Source organism: Seongchinamella unica (assembly GCF_004354085.1).
GTDB classification, from domain to species: domain Bacteria; phylum Pseudomonadota; class Gammaproteobacteria; order Pseudomonadales; family Halieaceae; genus Halioglobus; species Halioglobus unicus.
Map to the genome: position 1 here is coordinate 532,568 of NZ_SMSE01000003.1, position 20,951 is coordinate 553,518.

At 61.1% G+C, this 20,951-nt stretch carries 19 protein-coding genes; 10 read left to right on the forward strand and 9 right to left on the reverse strand.

Features of this window, described 5'->3' with window-relative positions:
* Window positions 1-334: 334 nt before the first annotated feature.
* The 9 genes from E2F43_RS14675 to E2F43_RS14715 form a co-directional block, all read right to left on the reverse strand.
* Window positions 335-1,666: a metal-dependent hydrolase family protein gene (locus E2F43_RS14675; RefSeq protein WP_238946937.1), complete on the reverse strand. Its 1,332-nt coding sequence runs from the start codon at window positions 1,664-1,666 to the stop codon at window positions 335-337.
* A 120-nt stretch (window positions 1,667-1,786) separates the two neighbouring features.
* A complete protein-coding gene (locus tag E2F43_RS14680; RefSeq protein WP_133213940.1) occupies window positions 1,787-2,338 on the reverse strand; it encodes an HdeD family acid-resistance protein in 552 nt (183 codons plus the stop codon).
* 169 nt (window positions 2,339-2,507) lie between these two features.
* Window positions 2,508-3,851 (reverse strand): metal-dependent hydrolase family protein, encoded by a 1,344-nt coding sequence (locus tag E2F43_RS14685; RefSeq protein ID WP_133213942.1) that lies wholly within the window; start codon window positions 3,849-3,851, stop codon window positions 2,508-2,510.
* Between the two features lie 198 nt (window positions 3,852-4,049).
* Window positions 4,050-4,919 carry a hypothetical protein gene (locus tag E2F43_RS14690; protein ID WP_133213944.1) on the reverse strand — a complete coding sequence of 290 codons (870 nt, stop codon included), beginning with the start codon at window positions 4,917-4,919 and terminating at the stop codon, window positions 4,050-4,052.
* A 111-nt stretch (window positions 4,920-5,030) separates the two neighbouring features.
* On the reverse strand, window positions 5,031-6,542 hold the full coding sequence (locus tag E2F43_RS14695; RefSeq protein ID WP_133213946.1) for a hypothetical protein: 1,512 nt from the start codon (window positions 6,540-6,542) through the stop codon (window positions 5,031-5,033).
* Between the two features lie 8 nt (window positions 6,543-6,550).
* Window positions 6,551-7,945: a DcaP family trimeric outer membrane transporter gene (locus E2F43_RS14700; protein WP_133213948.1), complete on the reverse strand. Its 1,395-nt coding sequence runs from the start codon at window positions 7,943-7,945 to the stop codon at window positions 6,551-6,553.
* Between the two features lie 387 nt (window positions 7,946-8,332).
* Window positions 8,333-9,529: a cation:proton antiporter gene (locus tag E2F43_RS14705; protein ID WP_133213950.1), complete on the reverse strand. Its 1,197-nt coding sequence runs from the start codon at window positions 9,527-9,529 to the stop codon at window positions 8,333-8,335.
* A 177-nt stretch (window positions 9,530-9,706) separates the two neighbouring features.
* A complete protein-coding gene (locus tag E2F43_RS14710; protein WP_133213952.1) occupies window positions 9,707-10,474 on the reverse strand; it encodes a hypothetical protein in 768 nt (255 codons plus the stop codon).
* Complete coding sequence (locus tag E2F43_RS14715) at window positions 10,464-12,875, reverse strand: Lon protease family protein (RefSeq protein WP_133213954.1); 2,412 nt, start codon at window positions 12,873-12,875, stop codon at window positions 10,464-10,466. The genes E2F43_RS14710 and E2F43_RS14715 overlap by 11 nt, the downstream gene beginning before the upstream one ends.
* A 245-nt stretch (window positions 12,876-13,120) precedes the next feature.
* On the opposite strand from E2F43_RS14715, the gene E2F43_RS14720 reads away from it, so the two are divergent.
* Genes E2F43_RS14720 through E2F43_RS14765 form a run of 10 tightly spaced genes read left to right on the forward strand, consistent with a single transcriptional unit; the run spans window position 13,121 to window position 20,940 of the window.
* A complete protein-coding gene (locus tag E2F43_RS14720; RefSeq protein WP_133213956.1) occupies window positions 13,121-13,597 on the forward strand; it encodes a Rap1a/Tai family immunity protein in 477 nt (158 codons plus the stop codon).
* A gap of 4 nt (window positions 13,598-13,601) precedes the next feature.
* Window positions 13,602-14,096 carry a Na+/H+ antiporter subunit E gene (locus tag E2F43_RS14725; RefSeq protein ID WP_238946938.1) on the forward strand — a complete coding sequence of 165 codons (495 nt, stop codon included), beginning with the start codon at window positions 13,602-13,604 and terminating at the stop codon, window positions 14,094-14,096.
* Between the two features lie 2 nt (window positions 14,097-14,098).
* Window positions 14,099-14,374 (forward strand): MrpF/PhaF family protein, encoded by a 276-nt coding sequence (locus E2F43_RS14730; RefSeq protein WP_238946939.1) that lies wholly within the window; start codon window positions 14,099-14,101, stop codon window positions 14,372-14,374.
* Window positions 14,367-14,690, forward strand: a complete 324-nt coding sequence (mnhG, locus tag E2F43_RS14735; RefSeq protein WP_133213958.1) for a monovalent cation/H(+) antiporter subunit G — start codon at window positions 14,367-14,369, stop codon at window positions 14,688-14,690. Before E2F43_RS14730 ends, mnhG begins: the two co-directional genes overlap by 8 nt.
* Complete coding sequence (locus E2F43_RS14740; protein WP_133213960.1) at window positions 14,687-15,664, forward strand: DUF4040 domain-containing protein; 978 nt, start codon at window positions 14,687-14,689, stop codon at window positions 15,662-15,664. Before mnhG ends, E2F43_RS14740 begins: the two co-directional genes overlap by 4 nt.
* Window positions 15,661-16,020: a cation:proton antiporter subunit C gene (locus tag E2F43_RS14745; RefSeq protein WP_133213962.1), complete on the forward strand. Its 360-nt coding sequence runs from the start codon at window positions 15,661-15,663 to the stop codon at window positions 16,018-16,020. The genes E2F43_RS14740 and E2F43_RS14745 overlap by 4 nt, the downstream gene beginning before the upstream one ends.
* 4 nt (window positions 16,021-16,024) lie before the next feature.
* On the forward strand, window positions 16,025-17,512 hold the full coding sequence (locus E2F43_RS14750) for a monovalent cation/H+ antiporter subunit D family protein (protein ID WP_133213964.1): 1,488 nt from the start codon (window positions 16,025-16,027) through the stop codon (window positions 17,510-17,512).
* Window positions 17,509-18,978: a monovalent cation/H+ antiporter subunit D family protein gene (locus tag E2F43_RS14755; RefSeq protein WP_133213966.1), complete on the forward strand. Its 1,470-nt coding sequence runs from the start codon at window positions 17,509-17,511 to the stop codon at window positions 18,976-18,978. The genes E2F43_RS14750 and E2F43_RS14755 overlap by 4 nt, the downstream gene beginning before the upstream one ends.
* Complete coding sequence (locus tag E2F43_RS14760; protein ID WP_133213968.1) at window positions 18,975-19,241, forward strand: hypothetical protein; 267 nt, start codon at window positions 18,975-18,977, stop codon at window positions 19,239-19,241. The genes E2F43_RS14755 and E2F43_RS14760 overlap by 4 nt, the downstream gene beginning before the upstream one ends.
* Window positions 19,234-20,940, forward strand: a complete 1,707-nt coding sequence (locus E2F43_RS14765) for a Na(+)/H(+) antiporter subunit D (RefSeq protein ID WP_133213970.1) — start codon at window positions 19,234-19,236, stop codon at window positions 20,938-20,940. The genes E2F43_RS14760 and E2F43_RS14765 overlap by 8 nt, the downstream gene beginning before the upstream one ends.
* Window positions 20,941-20,951: the final 11 nt, after the last annotated feature.

The window sequence follows — 20,951 nt, forward strand, 5'->3', positions numbered from 1 at the left end:
CGGGCGATAATCCGTTGCCACACTTCCTCCACACGCGTGGACATCCCAGCATGACTATTGAGTTGCTGACGTCGCGATTAAGTGGGGTAGATTCATCGAACTCTGCCAGGCGATTGCCTGGAGTAAACAGCCCGGGTAACCCGGGGTACTTCTTTATAGGCGACAAAACATCAATGTACTTACTGGCTTAATGCTGGATCAGTGTGGTTTGACTGCATGACAGTTTCATTGATCCCAGTCCACCTACCAGCGATGGCTCTGCCTGCAGCCCACACAGAGCGCGGGCTGTGGCCAGAGCGATCAAATAAGGCTCGATTACAAGCCTCTCATGCCGCTACTTGAGCGTGTTCTTGTAGACCTTGCCGTCCTTCATGATCAGCACGAAATTCTTGTCCGGATCGGCCACCAGGTCCAGGTTCTCCAGCGGGTTACCGTCCACGATGATCAGGTCGGCGTAGGCGCCTTTCTTGATCACCCCCAGAGGGCCTTCCTGGTAGGGATGGCGCGGTCCAGCCAGTTCCATCAGTTCGGCATTGTCCGAGGTCGCCATTTTCAGTGCTTCATAGGGGGTAAACCAGCGCCCCAACTTGCTCAGGTACTTGCCCTGTTTGGCGGCCATTCCCGGATCCATGATAGCGTCTGTTCCGAACGCGATCTTGACGCCGATTTCCTTGGCCAGCTTGTAGACTCTTTCGGTTCCCGCGGTTGCCTCCAGCCATTTCTTGGTCGATGACTCGGTGGGGAATACCATGCGGTCTTCGTCGTCGACCAGGGCCTGGGTGCTCAACCAGACATCGTTCTTCTTCATCATCTTGAGGGTGTCCCGGCCAATGAGCATGCCGTGCTCAATGCTCTTGATACCGGCCTCAACCGCCAGTTGAACCGCCTTGTCGGTAAAAACGTGCGCCGCGACGTAGCTGTTGTAGCTCTCGGCAACGTCGACAAACGCTTTCATTTCTTCCAGTGAGTACTGGCGCACATCCAGCGGATCGAAGATAGAAGCCACGCCCCCGCCGGCCGCGATTTTGATCTGGCTTGCGCCCATCCGGAAGACTTCCCGGGCGCGCTGTTGCACAGCCGGCACGCCATCGGCGATGACAAAGAAACCGGTCCTTCCCCAGTAATCGAGGGAGTTTTCCGCCGGAACCTCGTGAGGCAGACGATAATCGTAGTGGCCACCTGTCTGGCTGATAGGCGGACCCGCCACCAGCATGCGCGGGCCATCGATGACGCCGGCATCGATCAGTTTCTTGATGGAGAAACTGTTACCACCGATATCCCGTACGGTGGTAAACCCCCGCATCAACGTTTTCTCAGCCGTCGGGACCGCCCTGGCAGCGATCTCCCAAGCATCGCCGGTCAGAATCGCGGCCTGTGGCACCTCTGCCATGGTCATGTGCCAGTGCACGTCGCTGAGCCCGGGTATCAGCGTACCGCCGCCACCATCGATGACCGTGCCACCGGCCACCGCCAGTGGCTCCGTAGACACCTCGGTGATCAGGTTACCCGTGACCACCACATTGGCGTTGGATATCAGTTTCTCGTTAACACCATCGAACACGTTGACGTTGGTGATCAGGGTGACGGGTTCTGGTTCCTCTGCTGAGAACACAGACCCGCTGACCAACAGCGTCATCGCGGCTATCATTCGCGCGATCGTTTTCATTGCTTTGCTTCCCTCGTGTGATTCCATCGCCACCTCAATGACAGCGACATTTTTACCATCGGCTCAGCCGATCCCATCTTTTGCCCATCAGCGTGGCCAGCAACTGCCAGCACCCCGGGGCTACTTTTGCGCTTCCCGCACTATCTCTTTGCCTGCGGACCCGACCGAAAGCAGGATAAACCCTGAACTCAGCAGGCGTATGCCGACCAGCGTACCCACGGCCCAGATTCCGGAAAAAGGAAACTGACGCCAGATCATGATGCCCAGCACCACTGACAGGACCGCCGAAAACGCAAACCAGCCCCACCCCTTGTCCGGCCGGGCCTGGATCGCGGCCACCAGTTCGATGATGCCACTGGCGATAAAATAGGCCGCAAGGATCAGTGTCAGGTTAGCCAGTCCCACTGCCGGTTGCGCGACCATGTAGATTCCCACCACCAGGGCAAGTGCGCCAAACAGCAGCAGCAGCAGACCGCGGCCGATGGAACCGGCACGAAACACCAGGCCTAACTGCAGCAGTCCGGACACGCTGACAAGAATGCCGACCAGCAAGGTGATGGACAGGCCGGCCGCCAGTGGCGCAACCAGCGACAGAAAGCCTAAAACAACGAGCGCGATGCCCGTCCAGCGTGCAGATTTTGCACTGTCTTTCAAATACTCAACGATGCTCATATTTCTTCCTTTTTTTACCCTGCCATTAACCCTTGCCGGCACAAATGACAGGGCCCATTTGCACGACTGGAAAGCTCGAAGCCTGTCCTGCGGCGACAAACTCAATTGCTGGCTACCGCCCCGGGACGCAAGCCTGACGTCAGGCAAAGCCCCCTGAGACGGGGTGCCATCAGTTCATCGTGTTCTTGTAGACCTTGCCGTCCTTCATGATCAGCACGAAATTATTGTCCGGGTCGGCCACCAGGCCCAAATCTTCCAGTGGATTACCGTCGACGATGATCAGGTCGGCATAGGCACCTGCCTTGATAACACCCAGGGGGCCTTCCTGGTAGGGATGACGCGGTCCCGACAACTCCATCAGTTTGGCGTTCTCCGAGGTTGCCATCCTCAGCGCCTCATAGGGGGTAAACCAGTTACCGAGCTTGGCGAGCAGCTTACCCTGCTTGGCAGCAGATTCCGCACTCATGAAAAGGTCGGTACCAAAGGCCATGTTGACACCCATTTTCTTTGCCAGGGGGTAGATGGTATCGGTTCCCGCCGTGACAGCTGCAAACTTCCGGTTGGATTCGGGATTGGGGAACTCTTCTGCATCCTCATCGTTCATAACCGGCTGGATACTCAGCCAGACGTCATTCTTCTTCATCATCTGCAGGGTTTCCTTACCCATCAGATGACCGTGTTCAATGCTCTTGATCCCGGCCTCGACGGCGGTTTGTATGGCATCGTCGGTGAAGATATGCGCCGCGACGTAACTGTTGTAGCTGTTGGCCACATCGACGATGGCTCGCATTTCTTCAAGGGAGTACTGGCGTACATCAATGGAGTCGTAGGTAGAGGCCACACCCCCGCCGCCGGCAATCTTGATCTGGCTGGCGCCCAGCATGAAGGCTTCGCGGGACCGCTTGCGAACCTCGGTCTCACCATCGGCGATGGCGTTCATGCCCACCCGACCCCAGTAATCGATGATGCCGGCCCTGTCAGGCACCTGGTTGGGCAGGCGATAGTCAAAGTGGCCGCCTGTCTGGCTGATCATGGGGCCGGATGGGAGGATCCGCGGCCCAACGACCAAACCCTGGTCGATCAGCTTTTTCAGGCTGAAGGTGTTGCCGCCCATGTCACGTACCGTGGTGAACCCCCTCATCAGGGTCTTGGGGGCGCCAATGGTGGCCCGGATGCCGACCTCGTAGGCGTCTCCGGAGAACAGAGAGCTCATGGGCAGTTCCGCCAACGCCGCGTGCCAGTGGACATCGCTAAGGCCCGGCATCAGGGTTTTACCCCCGGCGTCAATCACCGTAGCGCCAGCGGGTGCCTCGATATCGGCGCCTACCTGCTTGATCAGGTTATTCTCGATAAGCACATCGCCATCGGTCAGTTTCTCGTTGACGCCGTCGAAGATTCTGGCGTCGGTAATCAGGGTGACGGTTGTTGCCTCCTGGGCGTGAGTGCCAATACTCACGGATATCAGCAGTAGTGCAGAACAAATCGTTCTGCCCAGGTCTTTCAATGGTTTCATGACTTGTTTCCTCGCTTTGCACGTTGGTGTTTGTTGCTGCTGTTATCCTTCACGTTTTAGTAAGTACGTTGCCCTCACCTGCTCCGGATCAGCTCGCTTTTTCAATCCCGCATCAAGCATCCAGCATCATGCTCCTTACCGGACGCCGATGCGGCTATTCGACGGTCAGCGTGAGCCATACCGCCAGCCATCCGCCGGCTACCAGGGCAGCGGCACAACCGGAGCGAAGTTAAAACGCAGCTGCCAGTCAGGCCCGTAGGCATCGGGCGACTCGATGTAGTCCCAGTATTCCACCCCGAACTTCCAGGGTGTTTTGCCGATAATGGCGGTTTTGTAAATGCCGAAGCCAATGGGCAGCGTCCAGCGTTGTCCGCTCTCTGCTTCATGATCGTAGGCAAAGGTCGGCCCCGAACGGATCTGCCAGCCATCCTTCAGGTTGAACGTGTAAAAATACTGCCCCGCGGTCACATTAGTATCGAAATCGTCCTCACCGGCCACATCCCACTGGTGGGTCAGCAGCAGGCCAAGAACGCCCCAAGGTTTCACCACCGCCAGCAGCGCCTCGGGACCCAGGGCCCACTGGTCTTTACCCAGGGCGTCATCGGTGGCGGTGGGCAGGGTACCGATGATGCCGCCAACAGCGACAAAGCCATTGGGAAATGTTTTACCGACCCCCGTATCGAAGGTGATATCGCCCAGGTTAAATCCGGGGTCATCGTAACCATTGGCAGTTGGGATATCCTGGTTGATGATCACCGGGATGGCGGGCCGGGCAAAGAAATTCATTCCGTTGTCCAGGGGATAGGGCAGGCTGGGCTGAAAGGTCATGCGCAGCGCGCTCTGGTCACCCGCGCGAGGCAGGTCGCCGTCAAAGGAAATATAGTCCAGGTTGAAATTCATGGTGCCCAGCGCGGTATTGGGGTTTGCCAGTTGCGCGGCGATTTCCGCTGCCGTTGGTCCGGCTGACTCCTGGGCAACCTCCTGCGCACCGACACAGGCCTGAAAGCCGAGCCATCCTGCGATAATCATCGCCGGGGAATAGGCACGGTTTTTTGTTAACACTGTCATTGATACTCTCCCTGTGGTTGCCTGCTGATAACTACACCGCGCTTTCATACCGTGCAATACCCGCTTTAAAACGTCGTTTTACATTTGATCCCGGTCAATCTCGATAGCGCCCTAGTAGTAATACACCGTACTGAACTGGAGGCGCGACGCGTCGCCATCGTCTCCGGATACAATCTCGCGGTCGCCCCACATGTACTCGACACCGACCCTGAATCGCTTGTCGAACTCATAAATCAGGTTGCTGTGCACCGATGATGCCTGGATGGTTTCATCCGGCTGGAATAACTCGGGAATATGTTCCAGCCGGGTGTAGGCATAGTGGAGGTTGGCCGAGAACTTGCCGGGCAGGTTGTAGTGCAGACCGATATTGGCATTCCAGCCGTCAGCGACATCCAGCTCGCCCTCTTCATCGATCGTCGCATTGGGCGTGCCGCCATTGGCAAAGACCAGGATATCCTGCAGTGTGCCCTTGGTATAACCGGCGTTGAAGCCGATATAGTTCTGGTTGAGGGCGTCGATATAGGCGCGCAAGCCAACCACGGCGGTCCAGCCCAGCTCGGACTCGTCATCGAAACTGTCGTTACCTTCAAAACGGATCTCGTTGACGGCACCGCCAATGCTGATGACCCCGCTGTCCCAGGGGTAGCTGACTCCCCCCGACAGCCGCGGCACGCGAGAGCGCGCCAGACCGCGACCGTCCAGGGTATCGGGGGTCAGGATGCGAGTGTCGTCATAGGACTCCAGCCCAATGGCCCAGTCAAAGCCGTTGATCCGTTGTCCGTCCCACTTGATCTGTTCCGAGCGCCCACCCAGCAGGGCGTCACCGGCGGCAAAATCCAGCATATAGGGCAGCGCGCGCAGTTCAGTAATAATGCTCCAGGTGCGCCCGGCCAGCAGCCTGCCGTACTGGAAGTAGGCGTGACGCAGGCGAAAGTTGGTGCTGCCATCATTTTCAAAAAAGTCGAACTCGAGAAAAAATTTATCGGCTTCATGGGGGGACGCCATGTTGCGAATTTCCAGGTGGGTCCGGCTCTCCTTGATCTGCAAATGACTGTAACTGCCGCTTTGCGGCGAGTCGTTGACCGGTATCTGGGAAAGCACAAACTGGGATTTGTCGCCCACGCCGTCAAAATCAAAAATCAGGTCTGTCTTCGCGTAACCGCCGATTGAAAACCGGTAGTCCGAGCCGAACAACGGTGCGGACTTTTCGAACTCCGGATCGATAAACTCCTCGCCTCGCCCCAGCGGCTCTACGGGTTTGTTGAGCAGCACGGTGCGGGCGTCCTCAGAGGGCAAACCGCGCGCCATTGTCCGGGGCGCTTCATCGGACGCCGCCCGTTCTGACCCCGCGTCACGCCGGGCGTCTTTCGCCCGCAGAAGCTCAAGCTCCTGTTCCATCTGCTGCATTTTTTCCTGCATGGCCTGCATTTCCTGCATTTTTTCCTGCATAGCCTGCAGCTCGGCCTGCAACTCCTCCAGAGTCATGCTCTGGGCGCCGGCAGGCCCGGGCAGGAAAACCAGCGGCGCGAGCCATGGCGTTGCCCGCTTCATGATGCGGGCAACCCCCGGGGTGGGTGGCCGGGCTTTATGGGTTGAACCACACTGCTCAATATTCTGAATCATGCTGTCCATCAAAATTCAAACTTGGCCATAAACTGCATACGGGCGGCGTCGCCGGCAGCGTCATTCTGCAGCCGGGTTTTACCCCACATCAGCTCGGCGCCGGTGGAAATATGTTTGGCCGGCCGCCAGACCAGGTTGAGGTGAGCGATACCCCCGCGTTTCAGCGACTCGGGATCGCGGGTGTCCGGCGTATCCAGCCAGCCATAGGCAAAGGACGCGTTGGAAGACAGGGTAGAGGTCCAGTCATAGCCGCCGCCCAACACGACGGCGAGCGCGGGAATGGTATCGAGCTTGCCATCCGGGCCCAGCACCGCATTGGCGCCGGTACCGGCGAAGGCCATGATATTCTCCCCTGCGCCGTCGGTGTAGGTGGCATTCCAGGTAACGAAAGTGCGGCTACCAATATTCTGCCGCCCCCCCACGATCAGTGCATATTGCAGCGCACTGTCCGACGGTCCCGCTGAGCCGCCATCCCAATTGAGTTCCGAGGCACTGGCGCCCAGCAACAGCAGCCCGCTGTCCCAGTGGTAGTCGGCGCGAGCGGCCAGTACCGGCATTTTCTTGGTCGCTTTACCGGGCAGGTCAAAGGCGTTCTCGATTCCCAGGAACGGCATGTCCTCCACCGCGAGGGACATCTTCCACTGGTCGTTCAACTCGGTTTGGTAGCGCACCTGCGCCGCCCGGCCGCCAAATAGGGCGTCACCGGCGGCGAAGTCAATCATGAATGGCAGTGACTCCAGGAAGGACAGCGTGGTCCAGGTTTTACCGATAATGTAGTCGCCCGCCGACACGTAGGCGTGCCGCAGCCGGAACTGCTCACCGTCGGAAAAGAAGTCGCCCTCGATAAAGCCGCGCAGCGGCACGGAACCGGGAACGACACGACGTACGTCCAGGTTAAAGCGGGTCTCCTTGGCGAAAAAGTCGGTGTAGCCGTCATCGCCGTAATCCGCCTGGCCCCGAGCAGGAATGGTGCGCATCAGGAACTGGGTCGGGTCGCGGGTACCGTCGAAGTCCGCCACGAAATCGGTCTTGATATAGCCGCCGACCTTCATCCGCAAATCCGTGCCGAACATCGGCCAGGACCCCGGAAAATCGTTGGAAAGCAGGGCATCCCGGGTCAGCAGTTGGTGGCTCTCCTTGATATCCCCGTCCGCAATCGCCTGGGTGACGACATTGCTGGCAACGACCTCGGCAGGGTCGGCAGGCGGTGCATCAGTGGCCGCTTGCGCGACCTGGGGCTGTTCGGCTTCTGGCAGCACGGGTGCGGGTTGCACCACCGCTGCGGCGCCACCCTCGAGCCGCCGCAGTCGCTCCTCGAGCGCCTGCACCTGTCGCTCAAGCAGACGAATTTTCTCGTTGGCAACCGCGTCGTCATGGGCGGCGACCTGAAATGGTAACGCCACCAATAGCGCCGCCATTGCGGCCCTGTTGAATCGCCCGTTTGTCCCCATCAATCTTTCCCTGTTGTCTTGAACCCGCCCTCCAAAGGAGTCTAGCTGAAGTTTGGCAAGGTGGCAGAAAAAATTCGGGCTACCGCCCGATTTCGGCCATACCCGCTGTCAGGCTCGATGACATCGGCTGCCGTCAAGCCGGCGAAGCATGCCGCTGGCCTGTTGGAACAGTCGATGTCACTGCGGGAAACTTGTTAGTAATCAACTCCCGTTGACCGGCAAGCCTGGTCCAGGAGGGGACCAACAGCGCGACCCGTATCGACCTGACCGGAGGCTAACGAATAAGTGTGACAAAACTGTGACAACAGCCTCCGGCAGGGAATTTTGCTGCCCTGAGCGCTACTTGCCGCCCTTTTTCGACGCGCTCGTCAGCACCTTGATCAGCGAGTTGGCGGTAGTGCAGTGCAGTACCACACTCAACAGTACGGTACAGATCACCGCCACCACCACCGTATCGCCCCCGGGCAGGTCGGTGTCGAATACGATCATCGCAAAGACAATACTGGCGAGGCCGCGGGGGCCAAACCAGCCCATGAACAGTTTTTCCGCGGGCTTGAGCCGGGTACCGACCAGGGCGATGGCAACCGGCAGCATGCGGATGACCGTGAGACTGAGCAGGGCATACAGCACCACCTGCCAGCTGATAGACCCAAGGGCAGGCCCGACGACCGCCGCTCCGAATATGGTCCAGGTCACCATGGCGAGGAAATCGCCGGTGGCATCCGCCGCCTCCAGCATCTGCTTCCTGTGGCCCTTCGCCATCATGCCGAAGAACATGCCGCCGGCGAAGGCGGCAATAAAGCCGCTGCCACCGACCCGCTGCGCGGTCGAGAAGCAAACCAGCGCCAGGGACACCATGACCAGCTGGCGGTAGGTTCCATCGATCCATCCCCTGGCACTGGCCAGGCGTAAAAACCTGGCTGCCAGGAATGCTATACCAAGCCCGCAGGCGACCCCGAGACCGATCTCCCTGAGCATCAGGGTCAGGAATCCGCCCTCTTCCTCCGCGCCCTGGGCCAGCGCCAGAAAGGCCAGCAGCACCGGCACACAGATGCCGTCATTGAGTCCGCTTTCCACGTTCAGGCCCTGCCGTATCGGGCCCGGCACCTGGGGATCGGAAACCACCGCCTTGCCCAGGGCGGCGTCGGTGGGCGCCAGCATGGTCGCCAGGATGGCAATTTCCAGCAGCGTCAGCCCATCCAGCAGGACTATCCCGACGCCGACGCCCAGCAGAATGGTCAGCGGCAGGCCAATCAACAGCAGTCGCTCCGGCAGGCCGATATTGCGCTTGAGCACGCCGACCTCGGTGCCGGCCGCGTCGGAGAACAGCACCACTGCCAGGGTCACCTCGACAATCACCCGGATACTCTCGGCCTTGAGGTCGAAGTGAATCAGGCCCAGACCACTGACACCCAACAACAGGCCGAATGCGGTATATACCAGGGCGCCATTCACCGGCTTGCGTTCAACCCAGGCGCTGGTCACGCTGTAAACGAACACGAGCAGGCACAACAGCCCGATAGTCTGATAGATCATGTCAGCTTTGCCCGTCGCGCCCCTGCCTGTCCATGCGGTTTATATTTGGGGTCAGAGTATATTTGGGGTCAGAGTAAAAACTCTTCAGCGGACCACGGCAAATCCCGTTACCCGAATGAGTTTTTACTCTGACCCCAAATATACTCTGACCCCAAATATACTCTGAACCCAAATATATCAGGACACTACCATAATCTGCCCGCCGGCCGCTTCCAGGGCCGCGCTCAGGATGTCCGGCGGGATATTTGCCAGCCGCTGGCGACCGAGGATCAGCAGGTCGTAGGGCGACCGGCGAATCAGGTTTGCCAGACTGGCGGCATCCGTGGGCGCACCGGACTGCACGTGACAGCGGGCGCGCCCCAGTAACAGCGGTGCACAGGTCTCCATGTTCGGCCTGCCCGGGTAAAGGGCGTAAACACTAGCGACCAGGCCCGCTTCCTCCAGGGCGAGGGCGGTCGTCACCAGTCGCCGATCGAGCTCGTCATTGCCCATCAGCAACCCCAGCCGTGCAATCACCCTGCTGTTGACCGCGCTGCGGGCGTCAGTAAACTGCCAGCGCCGCCGCGGCAGCATGAAAATGTCCTGCTCGCCAGCTCGCGCCAGTGCCGCGTTCCAGCGCTCGCCGCAATCCTCCTCGAAACTCAGCTCGATGCGCGCCTGTCGGGCCAGGGCCAGCAGCCGGCGACGGATGTCTGCCGCAACCTGGCCGTGGTGCCGACTCAGGTGATCCCGCTCCAGGCTGCGCTCAACGCCGGAGCCCAGCAGGATTTCGGTGGTGAACGGCAGCTCCGCCACCCGCTGCAGGCGCGGGTTTTCCAGGATCAGGCCCAGCAGCCGGCGGTCCAGTTGCTGGGCAATATGCACCAGCAACTCCAGGGTGGCGGAATTCACGCCCTGGTTGTCGATGGGTACCAGCAGGGTGGTCCGGGTCTGGTTATCGTTCATCGTCCCTGTCCGCATACTTGCCCGCCAGTTTGCGTGCGAGTTCCTGCAGGGCCTCGACACGGGCATCGACCCGGGCGTCAATGGAGGCGGTCGTGGAACCGGTCAGTATCTGCAACGCGAGGTCGATGTCATCCACCGGGTAAATATGGAAACTGCCCGCAGCCACCGCGTCGATAACGTCCTGGCGCAGCATCAGGTGTACCCTGTTGGCAGCGGGCATGACCACGCCCTGGCTGCCGGTCAGGCCACGGGCCTTGCAGATATCGAAGAAGCCCTCGATCTTGTCGTTGATACCACCGATGGCCTGCACCTGCCCATGCTGGTTCAGGGAGCCGGTGACGGCGAGATCCTGCCGCACCGGGATGTCGGCAATGGCCGATACCAGGGCAACAAACTCCGCCACCGAGGCACTGTCGCCCTCGATACCACCGTAGGACTGCTCAAAAGCCAGGGTCGCCGCCAGCGGCAGGGGGCGCTCACGGGCATAGCGGTTGGCCAGCAGGGCCGAGATGATCATCACCGCTTTGGAATGAATCTGGCCCCCGAGGTCCACCTCGCGTTCAATATCCAGCACCTTGCCATTGCCCAGCCGCGCGGTGGCGGTAATCCTCGCCGGCCGGCCGAAGGAATAGTCGCCCAGCAGGTACACGGTCAGGCCGTTGACCTGGCCCACGGCAGTGCCCTCGGTGGAGACCAGCATGATTTCCCGCAGGATGCCCTCGTGGGACTTTTCCCGGAACTGGTCCATCCGGTGCCTTGCCGCGGCCACACTGTCATCGATGATGGCGGCGGTAATAATCTCCGCTTTGTTGCGGCGCGCCTGGTAATCGGCCTCCGCCAGCAGGTTGGCCAGGTGCTGGCGGTGCAGGCTCAGCCGTTCGCCGTCTTCCAGCCGGCGGGCCGCCTGCTCGATGACCCGGGCCACGCCGCTGCGGTCCAGTGGCAGCAGCCCGTTGCGCTGCTGCAGGTTGCGGATCATGCGCGCGAACAGCGCGGTACTCTCGGAGGTGCGCGAAATATCTTCGGACATATCCGCCGCCACCTTGAACAGGCTGGCGAATTCCGAATCATAGTGCTGCAACAGATAGTAGAGATAGCGATCCCCGGTAAGCACCACCTTGACGTCCAGGGGGATGGGCTCGGGCTCCAACTGCACGGTGCTGACAAAGCTGAAGAACTGGTCCAGCGACTGGATACGCAACTCACCGGACTTCAGCGCCCGCTTCAGTGCCAGCCAGGCGTAGGGGCTGGTCAGCACCTTGTCCGCCTCCAGCACCAGGTAGCCCCCATTGGCACGGTGCAGGGCGCCCGGTTTCACCAGGGTGAAGTCGGTGACCAGGGTGCCCATTTGCGACACATGCTCGGCCCTGCCCACCAGGTTGGCAAAGGTGGGGCTGTCCTCGTAGATGACTGGGGCCGCAGTCAGCTCGCGGTTGTCCACCAGCACGTTGACGCTGTACTGGGGATATTCCCGCACCCGCTGTTTCACATTTTCCGGAATGGCCGACTCCACCCGCAGTTCGGTAAAGGACTCGGCCTCCTCGATCACGTTGGCATGCACCGCTTCCAGGTAAGCCAGCACCGCGGGAAAGTCCCGGTACTTCTCTTTCAGCTGGCCGAAGACCGGGTCGATCGCCCGCTGGCTGAATTCCTGGTTGAGGGCCTTGAACTGTTCCCGGCTTTCCATCTTCCAGCCGGGCAACTGGCGCACGACGGTCTTGAGTTCTTCCTTGAGTTCATCGATGAAGTCCAGGGTGACCTTTTTCTCCTCCTCCGGCAGAGCCTCAAAGTCCTGGGGAGAAATGATCTCGCCGTCCTTGGTGGGCGCCAGGGTATAACCGCTGGGGGTCTGTATCATGGTCACGTTGTGTTCACCGGCCTTTTCGGCCAGCGACTGGAATGCGGCTTTCTCCCGCTCCTGGTACTCCTCGCCCAGGGCCTGCACCTGGGCCTGGTATTCGTCACTCTGGAAAGTGGCGGGCATGATCGCCAGCAGGGTTTCCACCGCCGCTGCCATGTCCCTGCGCAGTTCACTGCCGCGGCCGGGCGGCAGGCTCAGGGCAATCGGCTGGTCCGGCCGCTCGAAATTATTGACATAGCACCAGTCCGCGAGCTCACCGCGACCGGCCCGTTCATCGCTTGCCAGCACGGTCTCCAGCAGCTCGCGCTTGCCAACCCCGGTGCTACCGAGGAGAAAGACGTTGAAGCCCTCGTGGCCTATCTCCAGACCGAACTCCAGCGCTTCCACGGCCCGGTCCTGGCCGAAGTGATCGGCCAGGGGCTCCAGTTCTTCCAGCGAGTCGAATGCCAGCTGCTGCGGATCACAGGGGTGGTAGAGCCCTGAAGCAGGCAAGGGTTCGACGTCGGCAGCGGGGGCCAGAGCCGGCAATTCGTCAGTCATCAACAGGGGTCCTCGGTCATCACTCGGCAATAGCTTAGTCCAAACACTGGCTGCGCACCCTTAAGCTGGATCAAGGTTTCAGTGGCTACGCGCCGCCGGATACCGAAACCCTGCAATGTTCCGACCAGGCAATAACCCGATTTTTTCAGGGGTTTTGAATAACGCCAGCCGCTTATTTAAATCACGGCACTTTCCTCTATACTACCCCTCTTACTCTTTCAGGCCTGGAGCCGGCACGAATCGATATGTTGAGACTGTTGCGTAATCATCCGACCGCCTGCGTGCTGTTGCTGGCTGTGCACTGGGCTCCGCAAAGCCAGGCAATAGAGCTGCTGACCATTCACGAGCTGGTGTCTCACTGCGTACACCTGGAAAAAGACCCGGAGGGGGTCGATGGCCAGTACTGCATCCGTTACATCCAGGGCTTTATCGACGGCGCAGTCGAGACCGACGACCGCATTCTGCAGGACATGGAACTGGGTGAGGGTAATCTGGACGCGCTGACCGAGCGGGCCCTGCGCACCCGCATGCTTGGCTGGGGTAACGACTACCAGCCCGGGAGCCTGGCCGGATTTTGCCTCGACGACCCCGTGCCGCTGCGCGAGGTTGTGGATACCGTGGTCGCCGACCTCATCACCAGGGATATCGGTGACCTCTCCGGCTCCCCGGCCCGGGTCACCGTAGAGGACTCATTGCGCGACCACTACCCCTGCGACGAGTAAGACTGTGAGCACACCGTACACCGCCAAACCGCTGCAACTTGCGGCTCTACTACTGATTCTGATGATCAGCTGGCTGCTGTGGTCCGGCCTCTTCAAGCCCCTGTTGATCGGCCTGGGGCTGTTCTCCTGCCTGCTCAGCCTGTGGCTGGCCAAGCGCATGGGGTTCTTCCGCCACGCCATGCCACTGCAGGCAATGCTGCGCCTGCCGGCACTGTGGTGGTGGGTATTAAAGGAAGTGGTCAAATCCAGCCTGGAAGTGACGCGGGTGATACTGACGCCCTCCCTGCCGATACAGCCCGGCCTGGTAGAGCTCACCAGCAGCGAAAAAACCGATACCGGCAAGGTGATCCTGGGCAACTCCATCACCCTGTCACCGGGCACGGTCACCATTGACATGGATGAAGACCAACTGCTGGTGCACTGCCTCACCCGTGACAGTGCGGCGGGCCTGCGCAGCGGCGAGGCGGAACGGCGGATCGCTCGGCTGGGGCTGGACTGACCATGTATATTGCTGTCTCCCTGGCCATCCTGGTGACCATGATTCTCGCCCTGGTGCGGGCCCTGCGCGGCCCCACCGTTTATGACCGGGTGCTGGCGGTCAACATGTTCGGCACCAAGACCGCCCTGCTGCTGGCGGTGATCGCCTTTCTCTTCGATCGCCCGGACTTTCTCGACCTGGCTCTGGCCTACGCGCTGATCAACCTGGTGGGCGTACTGGCAGTGCTGGAATTCATCCAGACCAAGCCGCGCAAGATCGGGGCCGCAGACCATGATTGACACGATACTGAACGTGCTCAGCTGGATCCTGCTCTGCTCGGGCGGCTTCTTTGTGCTGGCAGGCGGCATCGGCGCCCTGCGCCTGCCCGAGTTTTATACCCGGCTGCACGCCGCCAGCCTGACTGAAACCATGGCAACCATCCTGATCTTTTCCGGTATGGTGCTGCAGGCGGGCCTGTCGCTGGCCTCGGTCAAGCTGGTGGCCATCATGCTGTTCCTGCTGCTCACCGCGCCCACTGCCAGCTATGCGCTGGCCAACGCTGCACTGCAGTCCGGCCTGCGCCCGGAGTCCGAGGGCGAGGAACACCAGGCATGATTATCGTGTTCGCCCTGTTCCTGCTGTCCCTGCTGGTGATCACCGCGCTGGCCATTGTGCGCACCGAGAACCTGTTCGTGGCGGTGATGCTGACCTCGATTTTCAGCCTGTTGATGGCCGCCAACTTCTTTATCCTCGATGCCGCTGATGTGGCACTCACGGAAGCGGCGGTGGGCGCCGGCATTACCACGGTCATTTTTCTCTCTGCCCTGGCCCTGACCACAGAGCAGGAGAAAGCCGTGCACACTGGCCGGCGGCTGGCCGCGGTGGTGGTGGCGGTGCTGGCGACGCTGATCATCTACGCCACCTTTGACAAGCCCCGACTCGGCGACCCGGATGCGCCGGTGCACCAGCACCTGGCCCCCTGGTACCTGGAAAACACCCCGGTATTGATGGACTTCCCCAACGTGGTCACCGCGGTACTGGGCAGCTTTCGCGGCTACGACACGCTGGGTGAGGTCTTCGTGGTCTTCGCCGCCTGTATCGGCGTGCAGTTCATTCTCGGTATACGTCCGCCCGAGGGCAGCCGTTACGACCCCTGGGCCTCCGGGCTGCGCCATCACCTCATACCCCAGGTGGTGGGCCGCCTGCTCATTCCCTTTATTGTGCTGTTCGGGCTCTACGTGCAGTTTCACGGTGAATACGGCCCGGGGGGCGGGTTCCAGGCCGGGGCACTGATCGCCTCCGGCGTCATCCTCTATGCCCTGCTGGAAGGCGAGGCCGCGGCGCTGAGGGCAGTGCCAAAGCCGGTACTCATGGGGCTGGTCATCGGCGGTGCCAGCCTGTACGGCGGGGTCGGCCTGCTGTGCATTCTGCTGGGGGGCAACTTCCTCGACTACTCGGTGCTGTCGTCCAACGCGGTCAGTGGCCAACAGTTGGGAATACTGCTGATTGAAGCCGGGGTCGGCATGGCCGTCTGCGGCGCCCTGCTCAGCATTTTCCACGCATTTGCCGAGAGGCCGATGCGCTCATGAACCTGCTGGAACTGCTCGGTTACTTCAACTACTGGGTGTTCGCCGTCGTGCTCTCGGTGGGCCTGTATACGGTGATCGCCAAGATCAACCTGGTGAAGAAACTGATCGGGCTGTCCATCTTCCAGTCGGCGGTGTTCCTGATGTACATCACCATGGACAAGGTTGAAGGCGGCACCGCGCCTATCATCCAGAAGGGCATGGAGAACCAGATCTACTCCAACCCGCTGCCCCAGGTGCTGATTCTCACGGCCATTGTGGTGGGGGTCTCGACCCTGGCCCTGGGGCTGGCGATCGTGGTGCGTATCTTCGAGGCCTACGGCACCATCGAAGAAGACGAAATACTGGACGCGGATTGATTTCATGGACCTGACACCCCACCTGCCGGCCCTGCAGGTCATTGTGCCAATGCTCTCCGCGCCGCTGGTCCTGCTGCTCAAGCCCCGCGGCCTGGCCTGGGCCGGGGCCACGGCGGCCTCAGTGCTGAGTTTCGCCATAGCCCTGAACATGGCCCTGATCGTTGTCGACGGCGGTCGCCTGCATTACGACATGGGCGGCTGGGCGGCCCCCTACGGCATCGAGCTGTCTGTGGGTGCATTCAGCGCCCTGGTCCTGCTGATCGTCACCGGCGCCGCAGCCGCCGCCATGATCGCCGCCCGGCCCAGCATCGACCGCCAGATCGAGGCCGGGCGCCAGCCGTTATTCTACTCCGCCTGGCTGCTGGCGCTGGCCGGCCTGGCGGGCATCGCGGTGTCCGCCGACGCCTTCAATATCTTCGTTTTCATGGAAATTTCGTCCCTGGCCAGCTACATCCTGATCGCCGGCGGCCCCGACCGGCGCGCCCTGCCAGCGGTGTTCAAGTACCTGATCATGGGCACTATCGGCGCCACCTTCTACCTGATCGGCGTGGGCCTGGTATACATGATGACCGGCACCCTCAACCTGGCCGATATGGAAGCGCGGATCGTCAACGTCACCGACATCAACCCGATCCTGGTGGCCGCCGGTTTTATCACCATTGGCCTCGCCCTGAAAGCGGCAGTGTTCCCGCTGCATGTGTGGCTGCCCAATGCCTATACCCACGCGCCGCATATGGTGACGGTATTCCTCGCCGCCTGCGCGACCAAAGTGGCCATTTACGTCCTTATCCGCTTCGACTTCTTCGTGTTCCAGGCCAACCTGGAAAACCATAGCCTGCAATTCTCCCTGTTCCTGATGCCACTGGCGCTGATGGGTATCCTGGTGGCGTCGGCGGTGGCCATGTTCGAGGGGCATATCAAGCGGCTGCTGGCGATGTCCTCGGTCGCGCAGATCGGTTACATCATTCTCGGGGCGAGCTTTATTACCGAGGCCGGACTCACCGCCGCCGCCGCCCACATGTTCAATCACGCCCTGGCCAAAGGCGGCCTGTTCCTTGCCATTGCCGGGCTGGCCTGCCACTACCGCGACCTGCGCCTGGACCAGCTGGCGGGAGCTGCCCGCAGCATGCCGTGGACGGCCGCTGCCCTGGTCATCTGCGGCTTCAGCCTGATCGGGGTGCCGGGTACCGCCGGCTTTATCAGCAAGTGGCTGCTGATAGACGCGGCCATGGACGAGGGTGGTTTGGCCTGGCTGTTGGTAGCGATCATTATTATCAGTTCACTGATGGCCCTGGCGTACATCTGGCGCATTGTCGAGACCCTGTACTTCAGGCCCGCCGTCGAAGAGCCGGCACCGGGCGAGGCCCCCCTGCAGCTGTTGCTGGTGACCTGGCTGGTGGCGCTGGCCAATATTTTCTTTGGTTTATTTCCCCAGTTCCCGCTGGCACTGGCCAGCGCGGCGGCACAACTGCTGATGAGGCACACGCTGTGAGCGCTGATAACGCCATTGTGCTCGCCCTCTGCGTGCCACTGCTCACGGCGGTGGGCATACAGCTAGCCGGCCGGATTTCCGACAACCTGCGCGAGGCGGTAACCCTCACTGGCGCGGCGGCCCTCGCCTGGGTGGTGTGGGGCATGCTGCCCGCATTGTTCGCGGGGGCAAGGCCGGAGTTCACGGTGGGCGAGCTGCTGCCGGGAATCGGCATTGCCTTCACGGTAGAGCCCCTGGGCATGCTGTTTGCCGCCCTGGCATCGGGCCTGTGGATCATCAACTCGGTGTACAGTATCGGTTACATGCGGGGCAACAAGGAGAAGCACCAGACGCGCTTCTACACCTGCTTCGCCCTGGCCCTGTCCGCGACGATCGGTATCGCTTTTGCCGGCAACCTGCTGACCCTGTTCCTGTGCTATGAATTACTGACCCTGTCCACCTACCCGCTGGTGGCTCACAAGGGAGACGAGGCCACCATCCGCTCGGCGCGGGTCTACCTGGGCATCCTGCTGTGCACCTCCATCGGCCTGTTGCTACCGGCAATCCTGTGGACCTACCACGTGGCGGGGCACGGCGATTTCACCGCCGGCGGCATCCTTGAGGGACATATTGCCGGAGCCGACGTGGGACTGTTGCTGGCCCTGTTCGTGTTTGGCATCGGTAAGGCGGCAGTCATGCCGGTACACCGCTGGCTGCCGGCGGCCATGGTCGCCCCCACCCCGGTGAGCGCCCTGCTGCACGCGGTGGCAGTGGTGAAGGCGGGCGTGTTTTCGGTCACCAAGGTGATTGTCTACATCTTCGGTGTTGATTTCCTCTTTGCCACCCCCAGCTCCGGCTGGCTGGTGTACGCCGCCGCCTTCACCATCATTGCCGCCAGCCTGGTGGCCCTGCGCCAGCAAAACCTGAAACGCCTGCTGGCCTATTCCACCATCGCCCAGCTGTCCTACGTGGTCATGGCGGCGGCGGTACTCAAACCACTGGCCGAAATCGGCGCGGCGGTGCACATGGTGGCCCACGCCTTTGGCAAGATCACCCTGTTCTTTGCCGCCGGTGCCATCTACACCGCCGCCAAGAAAACCGAACTGGGCCAGCTGCGCGGCATCGGCCGGCGGATGCCCTGGACCATGGCCGCTTTCACCATTGGTGCGCTGAGTATGATCGGGGTGCCGCCCACCGCGGGATTTGTCTCCAAGTGGTATATCCTCGCCGGCGCGTTTGAGGCCAATAACCTGCTGGCCATCTTCACCATCATCGCCAGCACCGCGCTCAACGCCATCTACTTTTTACCGATCGTGTTCGCAGCCTGGTTCTACAATGAGCAGCCGGGCGGTACGCCGCACGGCGAAGCACCGCCGCTGGTGGTGATCGCGCTGTGCACCACAGCATTACTGACCCTGGGCTTCTTTTTCTTCAATGGCCCGGTCATCGAACTGGAGAACCAACTGGTAGAGGGCATGCTGCCATGACAGACCACAATGACGACCACTGGCTGACCCGTCCGGCGACGATTCGCAAGCTCTGGTGGGGATTTTCCGTGGTGCTGGCGCTGACAGTGCTGGCGCAACTGGTGATTTACGTGAAAGGCTATTTCACCGTGGACGGCTGGTTCGGCTTTGGCGCCATTTACGGCTTTCTCTGCTGCCTGCTGATGGTGCTGTTCGCCAGGGGCCTGGGCTATTTCGTCAAGCGCCCCAACGACTACTACGCCGAGTCCGAAAACGATGCCTGAGCTGATGTCGCCCGCGCTGATCATGGTCGTGGCCGCTTTGGCCATTGGGCCGGCCCGTGGCCATTTGCGCACCGCCGTGGTGTTGCTGGCGCCACTGCTCACCCTGTGGGCGGTGTGGCAGGTGCCCGACGGCGTGCAGGGAACGCTGCATTTTCTCTCCTATGAGATAGAACCGGTGGAAGGCAGCCCGCTGCGCCGCCTGTTTGCCACCATCTTTGCCCTGATGGCCTTCGTCGGCGGTTTGTTCGCCTTCCGCCTGGCCCGCTGGCACGAGCTGGCGGCCGCCTATTTGTATGCCGCGGGCGCCATCGGCGTCAGCTTTGCCGGCGACCTCATTTCCCTGTTCATCTACTGGGAGCTGATGGCCCTGTTCTCCACCGTGGTGGTCTGGTGCGGCGGCACTGCGGCCGCTCGCGCCGCCGGTATTCGCTACGCCATTCTCCACCTGATCGGCGGGGTGGTACTGAAGGTGGGTATCGAGGGCGTGGTCGTCAGCACCGGTTCGATCCAGATCACCCCCATGCTGGCCCACGACTTCAACAGCTGGATGATTCTCTGCGGCATCCTGATCAATGCCGCGGCGCCGCCACTGTCGGCCTGGCTGGCGGACGCCTATCCGGAATCCAGTTTTACCGGCTCCGTGTTTCTCTCCGCTTTTACCACCAAGACCGCGGTGCTGGCCCTGATCCTGTTGTTCCCCGGGGAGCCACTGCTGATCTGGGTCGGCCTGTTCATGATCATGTACGGCATCATCTACGCGCTGCTGGAGAACGACATCCGGCGGATACTCGCCTACTCGGTGGTCAACCAGGTCGGCTTCATGGTGTGCGCCGTGGGCATTGGCACCCAGCTGGCACTGAACGGTGCCGCCGCTCACGCGTTCGCCCACATCATCTACAAGGCACTGCTGTTCATGAGCGCCGGCGTGGTGATTTATCGCACCGGCCGCAACCGCTGCACCGAGCTGGGGGGGCTGTTCCGGACCATGCCGGTGACCGCCATCTGCGGCATTATCGGTGCCCTGGCGATTTCCAGCTTCCCGCTCACCTCGGGCTTCACCACCAAGAGCATGATTTCCCAGGCCGCCGCCAATCAGCAGATGGTCTGGGTTTACATGCTGCTGACCGCGGCCTCCGCCGGTGTATTCCTGCACGCTGGCATCAAGTTCCCCTGGTTCGTGTTCTTCCAGAAAGATTCCGGCCTGCGCCCCAAGGACGCGCCCTGGAATATGGCCGCAGCAATGATTATTTTTGCCGCCCTGTGCCTGTTGCTGGGCATTTTCCCCGAGTGGCTGTACCGCTTCCTGCCCTACCCGGTTGACTACGTGGCCTACACCCCCGGCAAGGTGGTGTTCTACCTGCAGCTGTTATTGTTCTCCGGGCTGGCTTTCTTCCTGCTGCTGCCACTGATGAAACGCACCGAGACCATCAGCCTGGACGTGGACTGGCTGTGGCGGCGGGGGCTACCCATGGCGGCAGGCCGGCTGGCGCGATATTTCGATGCCGCTGCCGCTCTCTGGGCCAATGCCGGCGCGGCCTGGAAGAAAAGGCTGCACAGCTTTACCGCCCGCTACCTCGGTCAGCCGCATACTGCCGACAGCGAGGAGCGTGCAGTATTCGCCCGCTCCTGGCCGATTGGCACCACGGCCCTGTGGATTGCTATCCTGCTCTCGGCCTATGTGCTCTTTTATTATATTTGAGTCTGCGCGCT

Coding starts and splice junctions, on each gene's coding strand:
- E2F43_RS14690 (WP_133213944.1), bottom strand. CDS start 4,919: ATGACAGTGTTAACAAAAAACCGTGCCTATTCCCCGGCGATGATTATC.
- E2F43_RS14710 (WP_133213952.1), bottom strand. CDS start 10,474: ATGAACGATAACCAGACCCGGACCACCCTGCTGGTACCCATCGACAAC.
- E2F43_RS14675 (WP_238946937.1), bottom strand. CDS start 1,666: ATGAAAACGATCGCGCGAATGATAGCCGCGATGACGCTGTTGGTCAGC.
- E2F43_RS14695 (WP_133213946.1), bottom strand. CDS start 6,542: ATGATTCAGAATATTGAGCAGTGTGGTTCAACCCATAAAGCCCGGCCA.
- mnhG (WP_133213958.1), top strand. CDS start 14,367: ATGATTGACACGATACTGAACGTGCTCAGCTGGATCCTGCTCTGCTCG.
- E2F43_RS14680 (WP_133213940.1), bottom strand. CDS start 2,338: ATGAGCATCGTTGAGTATTTGAAAGACAGTGCAAAATCTGCACGCTGG.
- E2F43_RS14705 (WP_133213950.1), bottom strand. CDS start 9,529: ATGATCTATCAGACTATCGGGCTGTTGTGCCTGCTCGTGTTCGTTTAC.
- E2F43_RS14730 (WP_238946939.1), top strand. CDS start 14,099: ATGTATATTGCTGTCTCCCTGGCCATCCTGGTGACCATGATTCTCGCC.
- E2F43_RS14715 (WP_133213954.1), bottom strand. CDS start 12,875: ATGACTGACGAATTGCCGGCTCTGGCCCCCGCTGCCGACGTCGAACCC.
- E2F43_RS14745 (WP_133213962.1), top strand. CDS start 15,661: ATGAACCTGCTGGAACTGCTCGGTTACTTCAACTACTGGGTGTTCGCC.
- E2F43_RS14750 (WP_133213964.1), top strand. CDS start 16,025: ATGGACCTGACACCCCACCTGCCGGCCCTGCAGGTCATTGTGCCAATG.
- E2F43_RS14740 (WP_133213960.1), top strand. CDS start 14,687: ATGATTATCGTGTTCGCCCTGTTCCTGCTGTCCCTGCTGGTGATCACC.
- E2F43_RS14765 (WP_133213970.1), top strand. CDS start 19,234: ATGCCTGAGCTGATGTCGCCCGCGCTGATCATGGTCGTGGCCGCTTTG.
- E2F43_RS14685 (WP_133213942.1), bottom strand. CDS start 3,851: ATGAAACCATTGAAAGACCTGGGCAGAACGATTTGTTCTGCACTACTG.
- E2F43_RS14760 (WP_133213968.1), top strand. CDS start 18,975: ATGACAGACCACAATGACGACCACTGGCTGACCCGTCCGGCGACGATT.
- E2F43_RS14720 (WP_133213956.1), top strand. CDS start 13,121: ATGTTGAGACTGTTGCGTAATCATCCGACCGCCTGCGTGCTGTTGCTG.